General features: G+C 76.2%; 15 protein-coding genes. 8 read left to right on the top strand and 7 right to left on the bottom strand.

All coding sequences use genetic code 11. The features are described 5' to 3' along the window. Positions 1 to 16 precede the first annotated feature (16 nt). The 4 genes from WHI96_RS08870 to WHI96_RS08855 form a co-directional block, all read right to left on the bottom strand. Positions 17 to 1,012: a phytoene/squalene synthase family protein gene (locus tag WHI96_RS08870; protein WP_345652319.1), complete on the bottom strand. Its 996-nt coding sequence runs from the start codon at positions 1,010 to 1,012 to the stop codon at positions 17 to 19. Next, positions 993 to 2,606, bottom strand: a complete 1,614-nt coding sequence (gene mptB / locus WHI96_RS08865) for a polyprenol phosphomannose-dependent alpha 1,6 mannosyltransferase MptB (protein WP_345652322.1) — start codon at positions 2,604 to 2,606, stop codon at positions 993 to 995. Before mptB ends, WHI96_RS08870 begins: the two co-directional genes overlap by 20 nt. A gap of 92 nt (positions 2,607 to 2,698) precedes the next feature. Continuing rightward, entirely contained in the window at positions 2,699 to 4,258 is a 1,560-nt protein-coding gene (gene crtI, locus WHI96_RS08860) for a phytoene desaturase family protein (RefSeq protein ID WP_345652324.1), read from the bottom strand. Between the two features lie 5 nt (positions 4,259 to 4,263). Then, on the bottom strand, positions 4,264 to 5,364 hold the full coding sequence (locus WHI96_RS08855; protein WP_345652905.1) for a polyprenyl synthetase family protein: 1,101 nt from the start codon (positions 5,362 to 5,364) through the stop codon (positions 4,264 to 4,266). Positions 5,365 to 5,576: 212 nt separating this feature from the next. Here WHI96_RS08855 and WHI96_RS08850 point away from each other — a divergent pair, with 212 nt between their 5' ends. Beyond that, complete coding sequence (locus WHI96_RS08850; RefSeq protein WP_345652907.1) at positions 5,577 to 6,476, top strand: methylenetetrahydrofolate reductase; 900 nt, start codon at positions 5,577 to 5,579, stop codon at positions 6,474 to 6,476. Positions 6,477 to 6,566: 90 nt separating this feature from the next. Here WHI96_RS08850 and WHI96_RS08845 read toward each other — a convergent pair whose 3' ends face one another. Next, positions 6,567 to 6,986 carry an ATP-binding protein gene (locus WHI96_RS08845; RefSeq protein ID WP_345652327.1) on the bottom strand — a complete coding sequence of 140 codons (420 nt, stop codon included), beginning with the start codon at positions 6,984 to 6,986 and terminating at the stop codon, positions 6,567 to 6,569. 186 nt (positions 6,987 to 7,172) lie between these two features. On the opposite strand from WHI96_RS08845, the gene WHI96_RS08840 reads away from it, so the two are divergent. Further along, on the top strand, positions 7,173 to 8,282 hold the full coding sequence (locus WHI96_RS08840; protein WP_345652330.1) for a glycosyltransferase family 4 protein: 1,110 nt from the start codon (positions 7,173 to 7,175) through the stop codon (positions 8,280 to 8,282). Here WHI96_RS08840 and WHI96_RS08835 read toward each other — a convergent pair. Together WHI96_RS08835 and WHI96_RS08830 are read right to left on the bottom strand one after the other, a co-directional pair. Then, positions 8,195 to 8,722 carry a hypothetical protein gene (locus WHI96_RS08835; RefSeq protein WP_345652333.1) on the bottom strand — a complete coding sequence of 176 codons (528 nt, stop codon included), beginning with the start codon at positions 8,720 to 8,722 and terminating at the stop codon, positions 8,195 to 8,197. The genes WHI96_RS08840 and WHI96_RS08835 overlap by 88 nt on opposite strands. A 110-nt stretch (positions 8,723 to 8,832) precedes the next feature. Continuing rightward, positions 8,833 to 10,362: a PucR family transcriptional regulator gene (locus WHI96_RS08830; protein ID WP_349302357.1), complete on the bottom strand. Its 1,530-nt coding sequence runs from the start codon at positions 10,360 to 10,362 to the stop codon at positions 8,833 to 8,835. Between the two features lie 115 nt (positions 10,363 to 10,477). Between WHI96_RS08830 and WHI96_RS08825 the strand changes: the two genes are divergently transcribed. The 6 genes from WHI96_RS08825 (at position 10,478) to WHI96_RS08800 (ending at position 19,005) form a co-directional block, all read left to right on the top strand. Next, positions 10,478 to 11,899, top strand: coding sequence for an aspartate aminotransferase family protein (locus WHI96_RS08825; RefSeq protein ID WP_345652339.1), 1,422 nt, complete (start codon positions 10,478 to 10,480; stop codon positions 11,897 to 11,899). Between the two features lie 103 nt (positions 11,900 to 12,002). Then, complete coding sequence (locus WHI96_RS08820; protein WP_345652342.1) at positions 12,003 to 14,405, top strand: glycerol-3-phosphate 1-O-acyltransferase; 2,403 nt, start codon at positions 12,003 to 12,005, stop codon at positions 14,403 to 14,405. Continuing rightward, positions 14,392 to 15,909 (top strand): HAD-IB family hydrolase, encoded by a 1,518-nt coding sequence (locus WHI96_RS08815; RefSeq protein WP_345652344.1) that lies wholly within the window; start codon positions 14,392 to 14,394, stop codon positions 15,907 to 15,909. The genes WHI96_RS08820 and WHI96_RS08815 overlap by 14 nt, the downstream gene beginning before the upstream one ends. Continuing rightward, the gene (locus WHI96_RS08810; protein WP_345652347.1) at positions 15,906 to 17,342 is read left to right on the top strand and encodes a wax ester/triacylglycerol synthase domain-containing protein; all 1,437 of its coding nucleotides are present in this window, start codon (positions 15,906 to 15,908) and stop codon (positions 17,340 to 17,342) included. The genes WHI96_RS08815 and WHI96_RS08810 overlap by 4 nt, the downstream gene beginning before the upstream one ends. Continuing rightward, positions 17,339 to 18,133: an alpha/beta fold hydrolase gene (locus WHI96_RS08805; RefSeq protein ID WP_345652350.1), complete on the top strand. Its 795-nt coding sequence runs from the start codon at positions 17,339 to 17,341 to the stop codon at positions 18,131 to 18,133. The genes WHI96_RS08810 and WHI96_RS08805 overlap by 4 nt, the downstream gene beginning before the upstream one ends. Next, positions 18,130 to 19,005 carry an HTD2 family dehydratase gene (locus WHI96_RS08800; RefSeq protein WP_345652353.1) on the top strand — a complete coding sequence of 292 codons (876 nt, stop codon included), beginning with the start codon at positions 18,130 to 18,132 and terminating at the stop codon, positions 19,003 to 19,005. Before WHI96_RS08805 ends, WHI96_RS08800 begins: the two co-directional genes overlap by 4 nt. The last annotated feature ends 36 nt before the right edge of the window (positions 19,006 to 19,041 follow it).

The following is a 19,041-nucleotide window of genomic DNA, read 5'->3' as shown; positions in this document are numbered from 1 at the left end:
TTCTCCCCGGCCCGGCTCACCCGCGGGACGGGCGCCCGGCGCGTTCGCGCGCCAGCTGGGTACCGCGGGCGGCCAGCGCCCGGCCGAGCCGGGGCAGCGCGACGGCGGCCCGGCGCCGGTTCGGCACCGCGACCCGGTGGGTCAGCACGTCGTAGCCGGCGTCGGCGATCTCGTCGAGGATCTCCGCGTACAGCACCCGGGCGGCGCCGACGCAGGCCCGCGACACCGGCTCCAGCATCGGGATCCCCGGGTCGGCCCGCCGGTAGGTGGCCCGGGTCCGGGCGACCAGGTGGGCCAGGGCGCGGCGGATCCGCGGGTCCGGGCGCCCGGTGCGCCGGCTCCAGGTCAGCAGCTCCCGGTCGACGCCGAACGCGGCGAGCTCGTCGGCGGGCAGGTACACCCGGCCGCGGTCGAGGTCCTCGCCGACGTCGCGCAGGAAGTTCGTGATCTGGAACGCCACGCCCAGCAGCGCGGCGTGCGGCTCGGCCTCCGCCCGCGGGACGACCGTCCCGAGCACCGGCAGCGTCTGCAGCCCGATCACGGCGGCCGAGCCGTGCACGTAGACGGCCAGCTCGTCGTCGGTGGCGTAGTCGGAGACGGTGAGGTCCATCCGCATCGAGACCATGAAGTCCCGGAACAGCGACGCGTCGAGGTCGTGGCGGCGCGCGGTCTCGGCGACGGCGAGCACCTCGGGCCTGCTGCCGGGCAGCGGGGCGCCCGCCAGTGCGGCCGCCAGCTCGACGTCGAGCGCGTCGAGCCGGCTGTGCGGGTCCCCGCCGCCCGCGCCGTCGGGGTCGTCGACGATCTCGTCGGCGAAGCGGGCGAAGCCGTAGAGGGCGTGGATGTCGACCCGTCGTGCCGGGGGCAGCAGCCGGGTCGCCAGGAAGTAGGTGCGCCCGTGCTCGGCGTGCAGCGCGCGGCAGGCCGCGTAGGCGGCGCGCAGCTGCGGGTCGGTCAGGCCGGCGGCGTCGAGCTCGACGCGCCCGGCCCGCTCAGCCGCGGACGCCCGCATCGGTGGTGGGCGCGGTCGACGGTGCCTCCGGGGCGCCCCGGCGCAACCCCAGCGGGTCCGGGCGGAGCAGCGACACCGCGGCCAGGACACCGGCCAGGGCACACACCAGCAGGTAGTGCGGCACGTAGAGGGCGGTCTCGCCGTCGGGGAAGTACACGATCATCAGCCAGACCGAGCCGAAGACCACCCACTGCAGCCCGCGCGCGCTCCACGGGGTCATCGCGAGCAGGCAGAACCCCCAGCTCAGGTACCACGGCAGCGTGGTGGGGGAGAGCACGGCGGCCAGCGCGAGGGCGATCGCGGCGCCCGTCACCGCGGCCCGCGGGTCGTCGCGGCCGCGCCACCACAGCCGGGCGATCAGCAGGCCCATCACCAGCGCGCCGAGGAACCGGAACGTGTCGACGAACGCCTGGGTGTTCACCTCACCGGCGAACATCCCGGCCACGCTCGCGGTCGCCTGACCGAACGCGGTCGGCACCGACAGCCAGTTCACGATCATCGACGGGGCGCTGAGCGCGGGCAGCCAGCCCAGCCCGAACCCGGTGAGCCAGGTGGCGCCGCCGAACACGACGCCGAACACGGCCACCGACGGCACCCCGGCCCGGACCAGCCGCGACCAGAACCCGCCGGACAGCGTCGCGGCCCACACCAGCACCAGGAACGGCAGCACGATCCCGGCCGAGGCCTTCACCGCCATCGCCAGCGACGCGACGACGATCGCCCACACGAACCGCTGCCGCAGCGCCAGCAGCGCCGCCAGCGGCAGCAGGCCGACGACCAGCAGGTCGTTGTGCACCCCGCCGACCATGTGCACGACCATCACCGGGTTCGCCACGGCCAGCCACAGCGCGACCGCGGGACGCCCGCCGAGGCGCCGGGTCAGCGCGGGCAGCACCGCCACGAGCAGCAGCAGTCCGGTGACCAGGGTCAGCCGCATCAGCACGACGCCGAGCAGCACGTTCTGGCCGGCCAGCAGGACCACGCCCTGCGCGAGCAGGATGAACAGCGGCCCGTAGGGGGCGGGGGTGTCCTGCCAGAAGAAGTGGACGTTGTCGGTGAAGATCCCGCCCATGGTGTCCGGCCCGACGACGTACGGGTCGTACCCGGCCAGCGGCAGCGCGCCCTGGGCGAGGTAGCTGTAGGGGTCGCGGGTGAACAACGGCGCCGTGACGAGCATCGGCAGCATCCACACCGCCGCCGTCGTCAGCACCGCGCGGCCACCGGCGCGCCGGGCGAGCACGGCGCGGCCCAGCCGCACCCACGCCCACACCATCAGTACCAGGCCGACGTAGATCACGATCGTCGCGAGCATCGCGCCGTGGCCGTAGCGCCAGAACGACAGCGAGGAGTTGCCGATCACCGGGTCCCGCATCGGGATCCCGCCGCCGCCGAACGAGCCGAGGAACATCAGCACGGTCCCGGCCAGCCCCAGCAGCAGGACGCCCCGTGGCGGCGAGCCGAGCCGCTCGGCCAGGCCGGGGCCCGCGGGCCGCGGTGCGGGCGGCGGGGGCACGACCGCGCCCGCACCGGGGTCCGGCGTCACCGGTTCGGGTGCCGCCGGGCGGGGGAGCGGGGGCGAGGGCTGAGCCGTCATCGTGTCCGTGTGTGCTGGTCGGGCGTCGTCGGGAACCATGATTCCACGCCCCTCGGCGCTCGTACTCGGCGCCCGCCCGCAGTGCCCCTCCTCTAGGGCCCCGTGCGGGCCGCCGTCCCGTGCCCGGCGTGCTCGGTCGGGCGCGGACCGGTGATCCGCTCGGCCGCCAGCCGCCCGGAGATCAGCACCGGCGGGATCCCGACACCGGGGGTCGTGCCGCACCCGGCGAGGACCGCGTTCGCCGTCCCGCGGACGAGGTTGCGCGGCCGGAACGGGCCGGTCTGGGCGAGGGTGTGCGACGCCGAGAACGGCGTGCCCGCGGCCATCCCGGCTGCCGCCCAGTCCTGCGGGGTCCACATCCGGGTCCAGCTCGGCTGCACGGAGGGGTCCACCAGACCGCGGTCGGCGAGCACCCCGAACAGCTCCTCGGCGTACGCCGGGCCGACCCGGTCCCAGTCGATGCCGGGCGCCACCGCGGTGTTCGGGCACGGGGCGAGCACGCTCATGACCTCGCGCCCGCCGGGCTGCAGCGACGGGTCGGTCAGCCCGGGCCGGGTGACCAGCAGCGACGGGTCGGACATCAGCCGTCCCTCGTCGATGATCTCGCGGAAGGTGCCCGCCCAGGAGCCGCCGAAGGAGATCGTGTGGTGGTGCTGCGCGGTGCCCGGCGCGGGCGCGGGCATCCCGGCGTGCACGACGACGGCGCTGGGCGACCAGCGCAGTCCGACCGGGCGCCGCGGGGCCCCGCCGAGCAGGGCGTAGGCCGCGGGCAGCTCGGGGGTGAGCACGACCGCGTCGCACGGGGTCAGCGACTCGTCGGCGCCGTCGGGACCGGTGTGCCGGACCGCGGTGACCCGGTCCCCGGAGCGGTCCAGGCCGGTCACGGTGCGGCCGTAGTGGATCTCCGCTCCCGCGTCGGCGGCCGCGCCGGCCAGCGCGGTGCCCATCATCCGCATGCCGCCGCGCGGGAAGTACACGCCCGCGACGGTGTCCATGTAGGCGATCACGCCGTAGGCGCCGAGCGCGTCGCGCGGGGAGACCCCGGCGTAGAGCGCCTGGAAGGAGAACACCCGGCGCAGCCGCTCGTCGGGCAGGAAGCGGTCGATCCGCTTGCCGAGCCTGCCGAAGCCGCCGAGCGCGGCGAGCCGGGCCAGGTCGGGGCCGAGCAGCGACAGCGGCGAGTCCATGTTCGCGCCGATGAAGCCGTCCATCTCGGCGCGGTAGAGGTCGGTGAGCCAGCGCCGCAGCCGCCGGTACCCGGCCGCGGAGTCCGGGCCGCACTGCTCGCGGATCTCGTGCTCCATCGCGGCGGCGTCGGTGTGCACCGCGATGGCCGAGCCGTCGGCGAACTCGGCCCGGTAGGCCGGGTCGAGCCGGACGAGGTCGAGCCGGTCCGCGGTCGTCTCGCCGACGGCGGCGAAGGCGGAGTCCAGCAGCTCCGGCATGGTCAGCACGGTCGGCCCGGTGTCCAGGGCGTAGGTGCCGTGGTCGTCGGTCACGTCCAGCCGCCCGGCGCGGCCCCCGGGGAAGTCCTCCCGCTCGACGATCGTGACGCGGCGGCCGGCGCCCAGCAGGTGCAGTGCCGTCGACAGCCCGGCCAGCCCCGCCCCCACGACGACGACGTGGTCGGCGTGTCCCTCGATCCGCCGCACCCCGCTCACCAGGCCCGCCGGGTCGCGCGCTCGGCCAGCTCGAACAGGTGCGACCGGCCCGGTTCGGCGACCGGTGCGGAGTCGAGCGCGTCGAGGGCGGCGCCGGTGAGCGCGGCGATCCGCTGCTCCACCGACTGCACCGCACCCAGCTCCGACAGCGCGGAGCGGGCCCGGTCCAGGCTCGCGGCGTCCAGGTCGGGGTCGCCGAGCGCGGAGAGGACGACGTCGGCGGCGGCCCGGTCCCCGCGCTGCTCGGCGCGCTGCAGGGCCGCGGCGACCAGCAGGGTCCGCTTGCCCTCGCGCAGGTCGTCCCCGGCGGGCTTGCCGGTGACCCGCGGGTCGCCGAACACCCCCAGGAGGTCGTCGCGGAGCTGGAAGGCGACGCCGATGTCGGCGCCGTAGCGCCGGTAGGCCGCGACGACCCGCGGGTCGGCCCCGGCGATCGCCGCACCCAGGTGCAGCGGCCGCTCCACGGTGTAGGCGGCGGTCTTGAACCGGTCGATGGTCAGGGCGGTCGACTCGGCGGTGTCCCCGGAGGCCTGGGCCAGCACGTCGAGGTACTGGCCGGACAGCACCTCGGTGCGCATCGCCCGCCACGGCTCGGCGGCGCGGGTGTGGGCGCCCTCGGGCAGCGCGGCGGCGTGGAACATGTCGTCGGCCCACACCTGGGCCAGGTCCCCGACCAGGATCGCGACGGCGGCGCCGAACCGGGCCGGCGGGCCCGACCAGCCGTTCGCCGCGTGCGTCCGGGCGAACTCGACGTGCACCGTGGGCCGGCCGCGCCGGGTCGAGGAGGCGTCCATCAGGTCGTCGTGGACCAGCGCGCACGCCTGGATCAGCTCCAGCGACGCGATCGCGCTCAGCACCCCCTGCGCGTGCGGGTCGGCCGGGTCGCCGCCCGCACCGCGCCAGCCCCACCAGGCGAAGGTGGGCCGCAGCCGCTTCCCGCCACCCAGGACGAACCCGGCCAGCGCGTCGGCGGCCTGCACCACGACCGGGTCGATGCCCAGCACCTCGGTACGGCGCCGGTCCAGGTACCCGGCCAGCACCCGTTCCACGTGCCGGGGCAGCGCGTCGTCCAGTGGAGCCGGGCCTGCCGTGGACAGGCCCGGGGACCCGGACGGACCGGACGGTGCGGACACGGGGGAGACGGGATCGGCCACGACGACCAGGCTATCGGTGCTCCTGGGACCCGGCCCGTCGATCCACGGTGGTGCACGTCATGACCGTCCCGGTGCGCCGGGCGGCCGTCGGCGTGCCACCGGCGGGCGGCGCGCCCCGTAAGGTCGACGCCGTGACGACGAGCTCCGCATCCACGGTGACCGAACGGATCAGCGTCGACCGACCCTTCTTCGCGGTGGAGTTCTTCCCGCCGAAGGACGACCAGGGCGAGGCGGAGCTGTGGCGCGCCGTCCGCCGCCTCGAGGTGCTCGACCCCGCCTACGTCTCGGTGACCTACGGCGCGGGCGGCTCCAGCCGCGACCGCACCGTCCGGACGGTCGAGCGGATAGCCACCGACACCACGCTCTGCTCGATGGCGCACCTGACCGCCGTCTCGCACTCGACCGACGAGCTGCGCCACGTGATCGGGTCGCTGGCCGCCGCGGGCGTCCGCAACATCATGGCGCTGCGCGGGGACCCGCCCGGCGACCCGCTCGGCGACTGGGTCGCCCATCCCGAGGGGCTCGAGTACGCCGACCAGCTCGTCGCGCTGATCAAGAGGTCGGGCCCGTTCTGCGTGGGGGTCGCCGCGTTCCCCTACGGCCACCCGCGCTCGGCCGACCTCGACGCCGACACCGAGCGGCTCGTCGGGAAGTTCCGGGCGGGGGCGGAGTTCGCCGTCACCCAGCTGTTCCTGGAGCCCGACGGCTTCCTGCGGCTGCGCGACCGGGTCGCCGCGGCCGGGTTCGACCAGCCGATCATCCCCGGCATCATGCCGCTGACCTCGGAGAAGACCTTCCACAAGGGGCCCGAGCTGTCCGGTTCGCCGCTGCCGGCGGCGCTCGTCGAGCGGCTCGCGCCCTACTCCGGCGACACGGCGGCGTTCCGCGCCGCGGGCATGGAGGTCACCGGCGAGCTGTGCGAGCGGCTGCTCGCCGAGGGTGTCCCCGGGATCCACTTCTACTGCCTCAACCGGTCGACGGCGACGACCGAGCTGGTCGAGCGTCTCGGGCTGGCTCCGCGGTCCGAGGGCGCGCGGCTGTCCGCCCGGGCCTGACCCCCGCCGCGGCGCCCGCACCGGACCCGCCCCGGACCGGACCGGACCGGACCGGGCGGGTCGGTCGGAGCAGGTGCAGGTCCGGGTCGGTCAGGCCGGGCGCACCAGGTGCAGGTCCGGGGCCGGGCGGGCGCCGGCCGGTCCGACGTCGGCCCAGGTCGTCTTGCCGCCGCGGTGCCGGCGCACCCCCCAGCGCTGCGAGAGCCGGCCGACGATCTGCAGCCCGCGCCCGCGGGTGGCGGTGGGGTCGTGGGGCTGCTCGCGTCCGCGCACGACCGAGCCGTCGCGCACACGCAGCCGCACCGCGCCGTCGCGTACCCGGGCGGTCACCAGCATCGGGGTGTGCGCGTGGTCGACGCCGTTCGCGACCAGCTCGTGCAGCACCAGCGTCGCGTCGTCCACGGTCAGGTCGTCGACCAGCGGGGTCAGGAACCGCGTCAGCTCGTGCCGGACCGTACGGCACGCCGCCGCGTCGGGCTCCACCCTCAGGATCCAGGACTGCGCCGTCACGGCCCCGCCCCCTCCGCGTCCTGCCGGGCCGGCCCGCCCGACGCGACCCGGTTACCCGATGTGCCCGCTTCGCACACGCCCGCGGTCCCCCACCCGTGGACGGGCCGGAACGGGTACGGTCACGGGTCCGACGCGTAGAGCCAACTGCGCGTGCCCGCAGCCGCGAGCACGACGTGGAGGATCCGCTTGCGCATCGCCGTCATCCGCACCCCCGAGGTCCCGCGAACGTGCGGCGCGGGTGTCACCGCCGCCTCGCTGGCCGCCGCCGGTCATACGGTCCGGGTGTTCACCGACGTGCCCGACGACCCCGACCTGACCGCCCCGGCCGGTGGCGGCGCACTGCGGGTGCAGCCGTGGGACGCCGGGCAGGACACCGCACTGGCCGCGGCGTGGTCCGACGACCCGCCCCAGGTGGTGCACGCCATCGGCCCGCGCGCCGGGGCCGTCGCCGTCGCGACCGGGGTGCCGGTCGTGCAGGTCTACCCGGCCGACGGCCCGGGCCCGGCCGCGGTCCCCGCCGCCCGTACCGGGTCGCCGCAGGGGGTGGCCCGCGTGCTGGCCTCCAGCGAGGAGCAGCACACCGCCCTGCTCCGCCGCGGGGTGCCCCGGGCCGCGCTGCGCACGGTGCCGACCGCCGTCGACACCGACGCCTTCACCCCCGAGGGCCCGGCGCTGCGCCGGGGCGACCGGCCGCGGCTGGTCGCGCTCGGCTCGCTGGCCGACGGGGCCGGGATGGACACGGTGATCCGGGCCCTGGCCCGGATCCGCGCCGCCGAGCTGCTCGTCGCCGGCGGCGCGGCGGACCCGGACCCCGACCGCGCGCGGCTGTTCGGCGTCGCCCGTGAGGCCGGCGTCGCCGGGCGCGTCCGGTTCGTCGGGCCGGTCGAGGGTGGCCTGCTGCCGCGGCTGCTGCGCTCGGCCGACGTCGTGGTCGCCGCCCCGGAGCACGACGTCGGGGTCGGGCCGGTCCTGCAGGCGATGGCCTGCGCGCGGGCGGTCGTGGCGACCGGCGTCGGCGGGCTGCGCGACGTCGTCGTCGACGGGGTGACCGGGATGCTGGTGCGACCGGCCCGGCCCGCCGAGCTGGCGGTCGCCCTGCGCGGCGTGCTCGGCGACGACGCCCTGCGGGCCGGGCTCGGGATCGCGGGCCGGGACCGTGCGGTGTCGCGGTTCGACCGGGCGCGGATCGCCGAGGCCCTCACCGTCGTCTACGGCGAGCTGGTCGGTGACCCGGCCGCCGAGCCCGCCGAGGAGGACGACCCCGAGGACCGCACGCCGGTCGGCGCCGCGGGCTGACCCGACGGCCACGCCGGGTCGCGGACGTCCCGGGAGCGCCGCGGCGCGACCTCGACGGCCGCGTGCCGGTGCGGTCCGGGGGACCCGGGGCGGCGGATGACCTGGAAGTGGCCTGTGCGGCGGACCCGCCGGGCCAGTGCGACGCGGTGCCGGGGCGGGGCGACCAGGCGCCGGTGCACCCGCTGCAACCCGATCCCGCCCGCGAGCGCGACCGGCAGCGCCACGAGCACGTGCCACCACGACGTCGCCCAGAAGTGCACGGTCGCGACGAACAGCGCCGTCCAGCCGACCGCGGCCGTCCGGAGCAGGGTCAGCCGGAGGCGCAGCGGCCGGTCGCGGCAGCCTCGTCGCAGCACCGGGGCGGTGCGCGTGAGCACCCACAGCCAGTACAGCGCGAGCAGGGTGAGCGCGAGGTAGCCGGTGACCCGTCGGAGGTCCATGTGGCCCCCTCGGCCCCGATCTACGCGGTGTTACGGCTCACACACGCACTGTCGGTACGGGCCCGCCGGGACCACGGTGTCGGAGGTCGACCGGCCGACGGTGCCGGACTTCAAGGACGGGGCCGTCGCCGGCCCCGAGCGGCGGGCTCAGCGGCGGCGCGGGCGTCGACCAGCAGGGCGAGGTGCAGCGCCGTCCGCACCTCGGGGTCGGTGAGGTCGAGGCCCAGCAGGCCGGACAGGCGGCGGAGCCGGGCGTATGCGGCGGGGCGGCCCACCCCGAGCCTGCGGGCGACGTCGGTGACGACCCCGCCCGCCTCGACCAGGGCCCACAGCGTGTCCCGGGCGTCGGTGCGCGCGCCGGCGGGCAGCGCCGTCACCGGGCCGAGCACGTCCGCGGCGAAGCCGAGCAGGGCCGGGTCGTCGCCGAGGCGGTGCACCAGCCCGCGCAGCGCGGGCACCCGGACGGGGCCGCGGCCGCCGGTCGTGGCGTGCGCGGCCGCGTCGTCGCGGGCCCGGCGCAGCAGGTCCGGCAGCGCGGCGAACGGGCCGGGCCCGGCCGTCGCCGCGGCCACCGTGGCGGGCAGCCCGGCGAGCAGCGGGCCGCCGTCGCCGGGGACGAGCACCACGAGCTCCCCGGGCGCGGGGGAGACCACCGTCGCCCCCGGCGCGACGACGGCGAGCGCCGCGTCGACGGCCTCCTCCGGGGCGACGGCCCGCTCCGGGTCGTGGTCGCCTGCCGGGCGCAGCGCCACCACCGACAGCGGGCCCGCGTCGTCCAGCCCGGCGGCCCGGGCCCGCACCGCCAGCCGTCCGGCGTCGGACGGCACCGCCGCGGCCAGGTCGGCCACCAGCGCGTCGCGGGCGGACCGCAGCAGGACCCCCGGGTCCGGGTCGAGCAGCGACACCGCGTCCGCGGCGGCGTCGAGCAGTGCGCGGACCCGGTGGGCGGTGCCCGGCGTCGGCCGGGACGGCACCGTCAGCCGCCCCCACCGCGCGCCGGGCCGCCCGACCGGCGCGATCGCCCAGCCCTCCGGCCCGGCGGGCCCGGCCAGCCGCGAGCGCGCGGCCCAGTCCCGCAGGTCCGGACCGCCCGCGGTGAGCAGCACCCGGTGCGCGAGGTCCTCGCACACCACGGGCGCGTCGATCCGGCGGGCCAGCTCGTCGACCACGCGCCCCGGCGGCACCCGGTGCAGGGCGAGCGACCGGAACGCGGCCTCGACGCCCGGCGGCCCGGGGTCGTCGTCGCGGCGGGCGGCGACCTGCCCCAGGACGCCCGCCACGATCTCGGCGAAGCGCACCGTGCGCCGCAGCTCCACCAGCGGGAACCCGGCCGCCCGGGCGGCCTGCACCAGCCCGGCGGGCAGCGACGGCAGCTGCCGCCCGATCTCCACGACCAGCCCGACCGCCCCGGCGGCCCGCAGCGCGTCGACGTAGCGGGCGGGGACGGTGGTGGGGTCGGCCACCGGCACCCCGACCGAGAGCACCAGCACCCCCGGCGGCAGCGTCCCGGCCGGGTCGGCGACCTCGCTGACGTGCACCCAGCGCACCGGGGTGCCCAGCGCCGCCCGCCCGGCCCGTACGGCGGGTGCGCCGGCCCGGACCTCCGGACGGGCCAGCACGTCGGCGATGGTCGGGTGCACCGGGATCCACTCCGTCGGTCGCGACGCCCAGGACGATACGGATCGTATCCCTGACCGGAGTGGCCGCGGCGCCGACGATCGGAGGCGTACCGCGCCGCTACCGAGGGAGCCCACCGTGACCGCCGTCGAGAACACGACCCGGACCGAGGCCGGCGCCACCCCGGACGCGCCCGCCCTCTCGCCGCACGCCGACGCCGCCGGCCGGCACCTCTGGATGCACTTCGCCCGGATGCACGGCCGCGACGGCGCGAACCCGATCCCGGTCGTCACCCGCGGCGAGGGCGTGCACCTGTGGGACGACCGCGGCCGCCGCATCCTCGACGGCCTCGCCGGCCTGTTCGTCGTGCAGGCCGGGCACGGGCGGCGTGAGCTGGCCGAGGTCGCCGCGAAGCAGGCGTCGGAGCTGGCGTTCTTCCCGGTCTGGGGCTACACGACCCCGCCCGCGGCCGAGCTGGCCGAGCGGCTCGCCCACCTCGCCCCCGGCGACCTGAACCGGGTCTTCTTCACCTCCGGCGGCGGTGAGGCCGTCGAGAGCGCCTGGAAGGTGGCCAAGCAGTACTTCAAGCTCCGCGGCCGCCCGCTCAAGCACAAGGTGATCTCCCGGGCGACGGCGTACCACGGCACCACGCACGGGGCGATGGCCGTGACCGGGCTGCCCGCGATGAAGAAGGACTTCGAGCCGCTGGCGCCCGGCGGGTTCCGCGTGCCCAACACCAACCTCTACCGTCACCCCGAGTTCGACGGCGACGCGGAGGCCCTGGGCCGCTGGGCCGCCGACCGGATCGAGGAGGCCATCGCGTTCGAGGGCGCGGAGACCGTCGCCGCGGTCGTGCTGGAGCCGGTGCAGAACTCCGGCGGCTGCCTGACCGCGCCGCCGTCGTACTTCGCCCGGGTCCGCGAGATCTGCGACCGGCACGACGTGCTGCTCGTCGCCGACGAGGTGATCACCGGTTTCGGCCGCCACGGCGTCCCGTTCGCCAGCGCGAAGTTCGGGTTCGTCCCGGACATCATCACCTGTGCGAAGGGCATGACCTCGGGCTACGGGCCGCTGGGCGCGATGATCGCCTCGGAGAAGGTGATCGAGCCGTTCCTCGCCCCCGGCGTCACGTTCCCGCACGGCTACACCTGGGGCGGGCACCCGGTCTCTGCCGCCGTCGCGCTCGCGAACCTCGACCTCATGGAGCGCGAGGACCTCTACGGCAACGTCCTGTCCCACGCCGACGCGTTCGGCGCGACCCTCGACCGGCTCCGTGACCTGCCGATCGTCGGCGACGTCCGCGGCGACGGCTACTTCCGGGCGATCGAGCTCGTGCGCGACCGGGACACCCGGGAGACCTTCGGCCCGCAGGAGCGGGAGCGGCTGGTGCGCGGGTTCCTGCCCGGGGCGCTGTTCGAGGCGGGCCTGTACTGCCGCCCCGACGACCGCGGCGACGTCGTGATCCAGCTGGCGCCGCCGCTGATCGCCGGCCGGGCCGAGTTCGACGAGATGGAGCAGATCCTGCGGGACGTGCTCACCGAGGCGTACAAGATCGTGTGAGTTCGCCGGGACCCGCCGCGTCGGGTTGTTACCCAACCGGCGGGTAACTAGGTTGACCCCCCAGGCGCCGCACCGCGGCGGGGCGTGCCGACAGGGGGCCTCCATGACGAACAACGACCTCACCGGCGGACGAGAGGTCGTCGTCACCCAGGCCCGGTCGCACACCGAGCGCGGCATCCTGCGCCGCTGGGCCGAACAGGAGCACCCGGCCGCGACCGTGGTCGGCCTCGGCGCGAACGGCGAGGTGCCGTCCGCGCTGGGGGAGGCCCTGCACGGCGCCGGCACGGTGATCGTCCCGGCCCGGGTCGCGTGGCTGACCCCCGAGCCGGAGGACAGCGGCCCGGTCCGCAAGCTCACCGGCCTGGCGACGTCCGCGGTCATGCGGATGGCCTGGTCGCCGCTGCACCCGTCGATGGTCAAGCACCGCCCGGACGCGGCCCGGGTCGTGACGGGGGATCCGGCGACCGTCGCCGACCTGGTGTCCCGGTTCGTCGCGCAGGAGACCGGCAGGCCCGGCTCGGACGGGTTCACCCGGTTCGTCGCCCGGCAGGCGATCCTGGCCTGCGACCGCGCCGAGCGCCGCGTCCTCGGTGACCGGTACAAGGTGCCGCGCCGGATGGTCGAGCAGATCACCTCCTCGGCCCGCTTCCCCGGGCTCGTCGAGGCGCTCGCCGCGCGGACCGGGAAGCCCTCCGCCGAGATCGAGCGGGACCTGGAGTCGTGCCTGCACGAGATGGCGGCCGTGCAGAGCCCGCCGGCGATCGACGCCTTCCGGGCCGTGATGAGCCCGATGCACGCGAAGGCCTGGGACGTCCAGGTCGACGAGTCGGGCCTGGAGCGGCTGCGGGAGCTCAACAAGGAGCACGCGCTCGTGTTCCTGCCCAGCCACCGGTCCTACGCCGACCCGCTGCTGTTCGCCGAGGTCCTGCACGACCGCAACTTCCCGCGCAACCACGTGCTCGGCGGCAACAACCTGTCGTTCTGGCCGCTGGGGTCGCTGGGCCGCCGGGCCGGGATCGTGTTCATCCGCCGCAGCTTCGGCGGCGACACCGTCTACAAGGCGGCGATGACCGAGTACCTCGGCCATCTGCTGGCCAAGCGCTTCAACCTCGAGTGGTACCTCGAGGGCGGCCGCAGCCGCACCGGCAAGCTGCGCAAGCCGCGCATCGGGCTGCTGCGCTACCTGGTCTCCGCGCTGGAGGAGCGCCCGGAGCTCGACGCCGTGCTGGTCCCGGTGTCCATCGTCTACGACCAGCTGCACGAGGTCGGCGCGATGGCCGCCGAGCAGCGCGGCGGGCAGAAGAAGGCCGAGGGGCTCGGCTGGCTGTACGGCTACTTCCGCGACCAGCGCCGCCACATCGGCACCGCCCGGGTGCGCTTCGCCGAGCCGTTCGCCCTGCGCCGCGCCCTCGCCGACGCCGGCCCCGGCCGGGCGCAGCTGGAGAAGGTCGCGTTCCGGGTGTGCGCGGGCATCAACCGCGTCACCCCGGCGACGGCGACCTCGCTCGCGACGTTCGCGCTGCTCTGGGCGCAGGACCGGGCGCTGACCCTGCAGCAGGTCCGGGAGGTCGTCGCGCCGCTGGCGGACTACCTGGAGGCGCGCGGGATCCCGGTGCCGATCGCCGAGCTGCGGACCCGGCACGGTCTGCGGATGACGCTGGACCGGCTCGCCGAGGCCGGTGTCGTCACCGTCTACGACGCCGGCACCGAGCCGGTGTTCGCCGTCAGCACCGACCGCCACCACGTCGCGGCGTTCTACCGCAACGGCGCGCTGCACCACCTGCTCAACCGCGCCATGCTCGAGGTCGCGCTGCTGCGCGTCGGCGACGCCGACGCGGGCGAGGACATCGTCGAGGTCGCGTGGCGCGAGCTGGCCCGGCTGCGTGACCTGCTCAAGTTCGAGTTCTTCTTCTCCACCCGCCGCGAGTTCCGTGCCGAGATCATCGCCGAGCTGGACCTTGTCGACCCGGAGTGGCGGACCCGCGCGGCGAACCCGTCCGACGTGCGCGGCGCGCTGCGCCAGGCGCCGCTGCTGGTCGCACCGGGTGTGCTGCGGTCGTTCCTCGACGCCCAGCTCGTCGTCGCGGACCGGCTCGTCGCACTGGGCGAGGAGCCGATGACCCACGAGAAGGAGTTCCTGGAGGACTGCCTGGGCGTCGGCTGGCAGATGCTGCTGCAGCAGCGGGTCGACCGCGCCGACTCGGTGTCGCGTGAGCTGTACGCCACCGCCGTGCGCCAGGCCGACAACCGCGACCTGCTCGGCGAACCGGAGTCCGGCACGGCCGGAGCGACCCTGGGCGAGCGGCGCGCGGCCTGGCTGGCGGAGGTCACCGCGGTGATCCACGATCTGGGACGGCTGGGCGAGCTGCAGCGCGCCCGCCTGGAGGTGGTCCTCGGCTCCGGCGAGCCGTCGGCGGGGACCCCGCCCGGGGCGGCGGCGACGCCGGCCGTCCCGCCCGCCGGGGCGAAGCAGCGTGCGGAAGGGGATACGGGTGTCGCCAGCTGACGGGACGCCGGTCGGGGACACCCGGGACCGGCTCCGGGCCGTCCGGGAGGCGGAGCCGGGACCGGGGACGGTCGCGTACTTCGACTACGACGGCACCGTCATCGACGGCTACTCCGCGGGCGCCTTCTACCGCAGACGGCTGCGCGAGTTCGACGTCGGGCCGGTCGAGTTGGTGCGCACCGTGCTGTCGGGCATGCGCGGGATCCGCACCGACGACGACTTCAAGGAGTTCCTGTCCATCACGCTCGCGACCTGGAAGGGCCGCAGCGAGGACGAGCTCCACGCCCTCGGACGGACGCTGTTCCGCGACGAGATCGCGGGCTCGCTGCACCCGGAGGTGTGGGAGCTGGTCGCCGCCCACCAGGAGCAGGGCCACCAGGTCGTCATGGCGTCCTCGGCCACCCGGTTCCAGGTGCAGCCGATGGCCGACGAGCTCGGCGCGGACCGGGTGCTGTGCACCGAGCTGGAGGTGCGCGACGGTGTGCTCACCGGCCGGGTCGCGGGCACCTCGCTGTGGGGCGCGGGCAAGGCCGAGGCGGTCCGCGCCGACGCCGCCGCGCACGGTGTCGACCTGGCGGGCTGCTTCGGCTACGCCAACGGCACCGAGGACGCGGAGTTCCTGTCCGCCGTCGGCCACCCGGTGGCGGTGTCACCGACCGACTCGCTGCGCGCGCTCGCCGGCGAGAGGGGCTGGCCGGTCCTGGACTGCGCGCCCCGCGGCGGGCTGTTCCCCAGTGTCGCCGACGTCGCCCGCACCGCGGTCTTCTACGGCGGCATGGCCGCCGGGCTGGCCGCCGCCGCCGGGGCCGGCCTGCTGCACGGCTCGCGGCGCCGCTTCGTCGACATGGCGGGCTCGGTCGGCGCCGACGTCGGCTTCGGGCTGGCCGGCATCGACGTCGAGGTGACCGGCGCGGAGTACCTCCACTCCGCCCGTCCGTGCGTGTTCGTGTTCAACCACCAGTCGAAGTTCGACGTGCCGGTGCTGATGAAGCTGCTGCGCGAGAGCTTCACCGGCGTCGCGAAGAAGGAGGCCGCGCAGATCCCCGTGTGGGGGCAGCTGTTCTGGGCCGCCGACGTCGCGTTCATCGACCGCTCCGACTCCCGCGCCGCCCGGGCGGCGCTGCAGCCGGCCGTCGACAAGCTGCGTGACGAGGGGATCTCGCTCGCGATCGCGCCCGAGGGCACACGCTCGCCGACGCCCAGGCTCGGCCCCTTCAAGAAGGGCGCGTTCCACATCGCGATGCAGGCCGGGGTGCCGATCGTGCCCGTGGTCATTCGCAACGCGGGGGAGATCATGTGGCGCGGCGCCCAGACGCTGCGCGGCGGCACCGTGCAGGTCGCCGTCCTGCCCCCGGTGGACACCTCGTCCTGGGTCCCCGAGGACGCCGGGAAGTACGCCGAGGAGGTCCGCGGCCGGTTCCTCGACACGCTCGCCGCGTGGCCGGAGCGCCGCATCGCCCAGCAGTACGACCGCGGCGACGACAACCAGGAGGACCCGGCGTGAGCGACTCCCCGGCGGGCTGGGGCTCGGCCCGCGAGATGTCGCCGTTCGAGGTCATGATGTGGCGGGCCGAGGGCGACGACCCCCGTTTCCGGTCCCCGGTCCTGGCGGTCGAGCTGCTCGACGCCGAGCCCGACCGGGACCGGCTCGTCGCCGCCGTGGACTGGGCGACGCGGATGGTCCCGCGCTTCCGCGAGCGCATCCGGGAGCCGCTGGGCGGGCTCGGCACGCCGTACTGGATCCACGACGTCGCGTTCGACCTGCACTACCACCTGCGACGGGTGCGCATCCCCGGCGCCGGACCGGGGTTCTGGCCGGAGCTGGCGCCGATCGCCGAACAGTTCATGATGACCCCGATCGACCGGGAGCGACCGCCGTGGGAGGCGATGCTCGTCGAGGGGCTGCCGGGCGGGCGCGCGGCGTTCCTGCTCAAGCTGCACCACGTGCTCACCGACGGCATGGGCGTGGTCCAGCTCCTGTCGCAGCTGCACAGCCGCAAGCGCGAGCACGACGACACCAAGCCGCAGCCCGACGCGCCCGAGCCGACCTCGCCCGACCCGCTCGCCGAGGTCGACCGGCTCGTCCGCCGCGAGGCCGGGATCGTCCCGGCGGCCGCCCGTGCCGCCCGCGACGTCGTCGGCGCGCTGGCCCACCCGCTCTCGGCGGTCCGCGACACCGCCCGCTACCTCGACTCGGCGCTGCGGGTGCTGTCCCCGCCGCCGGGCGTCGGTTCGGAGCTGCTGCGCCCGCGTGGCATGTCCTGGCGGTTCGTGGCGCTCGACGTCGACTTCGCCGACCTGCGGGCGGCGGGCAGGTCGGTGGGCGGCTCGTTCAACGACGCCTTCGTCGCCTCGCTGCTCGGCGGGTTCCGGCTCTACCACGAGGCGATGGGGCACCCGGTCACCGGCGACGCGACGCTGCGCACCTCGGTGCCGGTGTCGGTGCGCCGCGAGGGCGACGCCGCGGGCGGCAACCGCTGGGCACCGGCCCGGCTCGCCGCGCCGATGGGCGTCGCCGACCCGGCCCGGAGGATCCGGGAGGTGGGCGAGCAGATGCGTGCCGCCCGCGAGGAGCCCGCACTGGAGAGCCCCGACGTCGTCGCGCCGCTGCTCGCCCGGCTGCCCGGCCCGCTGCTGACCCTGGTCGCGGGCGGGTCGACGCAGGGCAACGACCTCCAGGCGTCGAACGTGCCGGGGCTGCGGTCCGAGGCCTTCCTCTGCGGCGCCCGGATCGACCGCGTCTACCCGTTCGCGCCGCTGCCCGGCTGCGCCGCGATGATCTCCGCGGTCACCCACGGGGACCAGTGCTGCGTCGGCGCGAACATCGACGCGGCCGCCATCACCGACCGCGAGGAGTTCGCCCGCTGCCTGGCCGGCGGTTTCGCGGAGGTCCTCGCGCTGCACCCCGGGGCCGCGGAACCCATGATCCTCGGATGAGCGCGTACCACGTCGGCGGCTCCGGGGAGCCGCTGCTCCTGCTCCACGGGGTCACCTCCTCGTGGCGGGCCTGGACGCCGTTGCTGCCCATGCTCGAGGAGCACCACGAGGTCTGGGCGGTGACCCTGCCCGGCCACCGCGACGGCCCGCCGATGCCCGAGGGCGAGTTCAGCGTCGAACTGCTGGTCGGCGGTCTGACCGAGCAGCTCGACGCGATCGGCGTGCCCGACCGGCCGCACGTGGTCGGCAACTCCCTCGGCGGCTGGGCCGCGCTGGAGATGGCCCGCCGCGGACGGGCCCGCTCGGTCGTCGCGCTGTCCCCGGCCGGGGCCTGGTCGGTCCCCGCCGACCTGTACCGCCTGCTCGCCACCTTCCGGATCGGGGCGCTCCTCGCCGGGTGGGCACCGGTGCGCGCGCTCGCCTCGTGCGGGGTGATCCGGCGGCTGCTGCTGCTCACCCTGGCCGAGCACACCGACCGCTACACCCCCGAGGAGGTCGCGGACCTGTTCGACGACCTCGCGGGCTGCACCATCCTGGAGCCGCTGCTGTCCGCGGCCCGGATGGACACCGCGATCGCCCCGTTCGAGCAGCTGCCCTGCCCGGTGCGGATCGCCTGGTCCGGCTCCGACCGCACCATCCCCTACGGCCGCTACGGCCGCCCGATGATGGACGCCGTCCCCGGCGCCGAGCTGGTGGTGCTCCCCGGCGTCGGGCACGTGCCGATGGTGGACAACCCGGCGCTGGTGGCCTGGACGATCCTGCAGCACACCCGCTACCAGGTCGCCTCGTGACCGGCCCCGGGAACGCCCCCGCCGACCTGGCCGCCGCTCTCGACGGCTGGGCCCCCGGACCGCTCGTCGGTACCGACACCGCCACCCCGTGGGCGGTCGCCGCGTTCTCCGGGCTGCTCGACCTCGACCCGGTCGCCGCCGACGGCGACCCGCTCCCGCCGCTGTGGCACTGGCTCGCCTTCCTCGACATCCCGCCGATGTCCGCGCTCGGCGACGACGGCCACCTCCGCGAGGGCCACTTCCTGCCGCCGGTCCCGGACCGGCGACGGATGTTCGCCGGCGGACGCCTGACCTGGCACGCCCCGTGGCGGGTCGGCGACCCGGTGACCCGCCGCCAGGAGCTCGGCCCGGTCCGGGTCACGCAGGGCCGCAGCGGCGAGATGGCGTTCGTGACGACGCGGGCGGAGTTCCGCCGCGGCGACACGCTGCTCTGCGTCGAGGAGCAGGACATCGTCTACCGCTCGCAGCCGGCCGGCACCGTCCGGGGCACGGTCGCGCCGGACCCGGCACCGCGCCCGGGGCACGAGTGGGCCTTCACCGTGCCGACCGGCCCGGAGCTGCTGTTCCGGATGTCGGCGCTCACCTACAACACCCACCGCATCCACTACGACCTGCCCTACGCCACCGGCGTCGAGGGTTACCCCGGTCTGGTCGTGCACGGTCCGCTGTTCGCCCTGCTCGGCCTGGAGATCGCCCGCCGCCACCGCCCGACGACGTTCGTCCGCGGCTTCGAGTACCGCCTCACCGCACCCGCCTTCGCCGGCGCCGACGTCTGGGTCGGCGGGACCCCGGACGGGGACCGCATCGACGTCGCCGCCGGGTCCGACGGGGCACCGGAGTCGGTGCGGGGGAGCATCGAGCTCGCGACCTGAGCCCGTCCGGGGCCCGCCCCGGTGGCTGCGGACGAT

Origin of the sequence: Pseudonocardia tropica (genome assembly GCF_040105315.1) — a bacterium.
In the GTDB taxonomy this organism is placed as follows: domain Bacteria; phylum Actinomycetota; class Actinomycetes; order Mycobacteriales; family Pseudonocardiaceae; genus Pseudonocardia; species Pseudonocardia alni.
This window is presented reverse-complemented; position numbering and strand designations above follow the sequence as displayed.

Coding starts and splice junctions, on each gene's coding strand:
- WHI96_RS08870 (WP_345652319.1), bottom strand. CDS start 1,012: ATGCGGGCGTCCGCGGCTGAGCGGGCCGGGCGCGTCGAGCTCGACGCC.
- mptB (WP_345652322.1), bottom strand. CDS start 2,606: ATGACGGCTCAGCCCTCGCCCCCGCTCCCCCGCCCGGCGGCACCCGAA.
- WHI96_RS08835 (WP_345652333.1), bottom strand. CDS start 8,722: ATGGACCTCCGACGGGTCACCGGCTACCTCGCGCTCACCCTGCTCGCG.
- WHI96_RS08820 (WP_345652342.1), top strand. CDS start 12,003: ATGACGAACAACGACCTCACCGGCGGACGAGAGGTCGTCGTCACCCAG.
- WHI96_RS08805 (WP_345652350.1), top strand. CDS start 17,339: ATGAGCGCGTACCACGTCGGCGGCTCCGGGGAGCCGCTGCTCCTGCTC.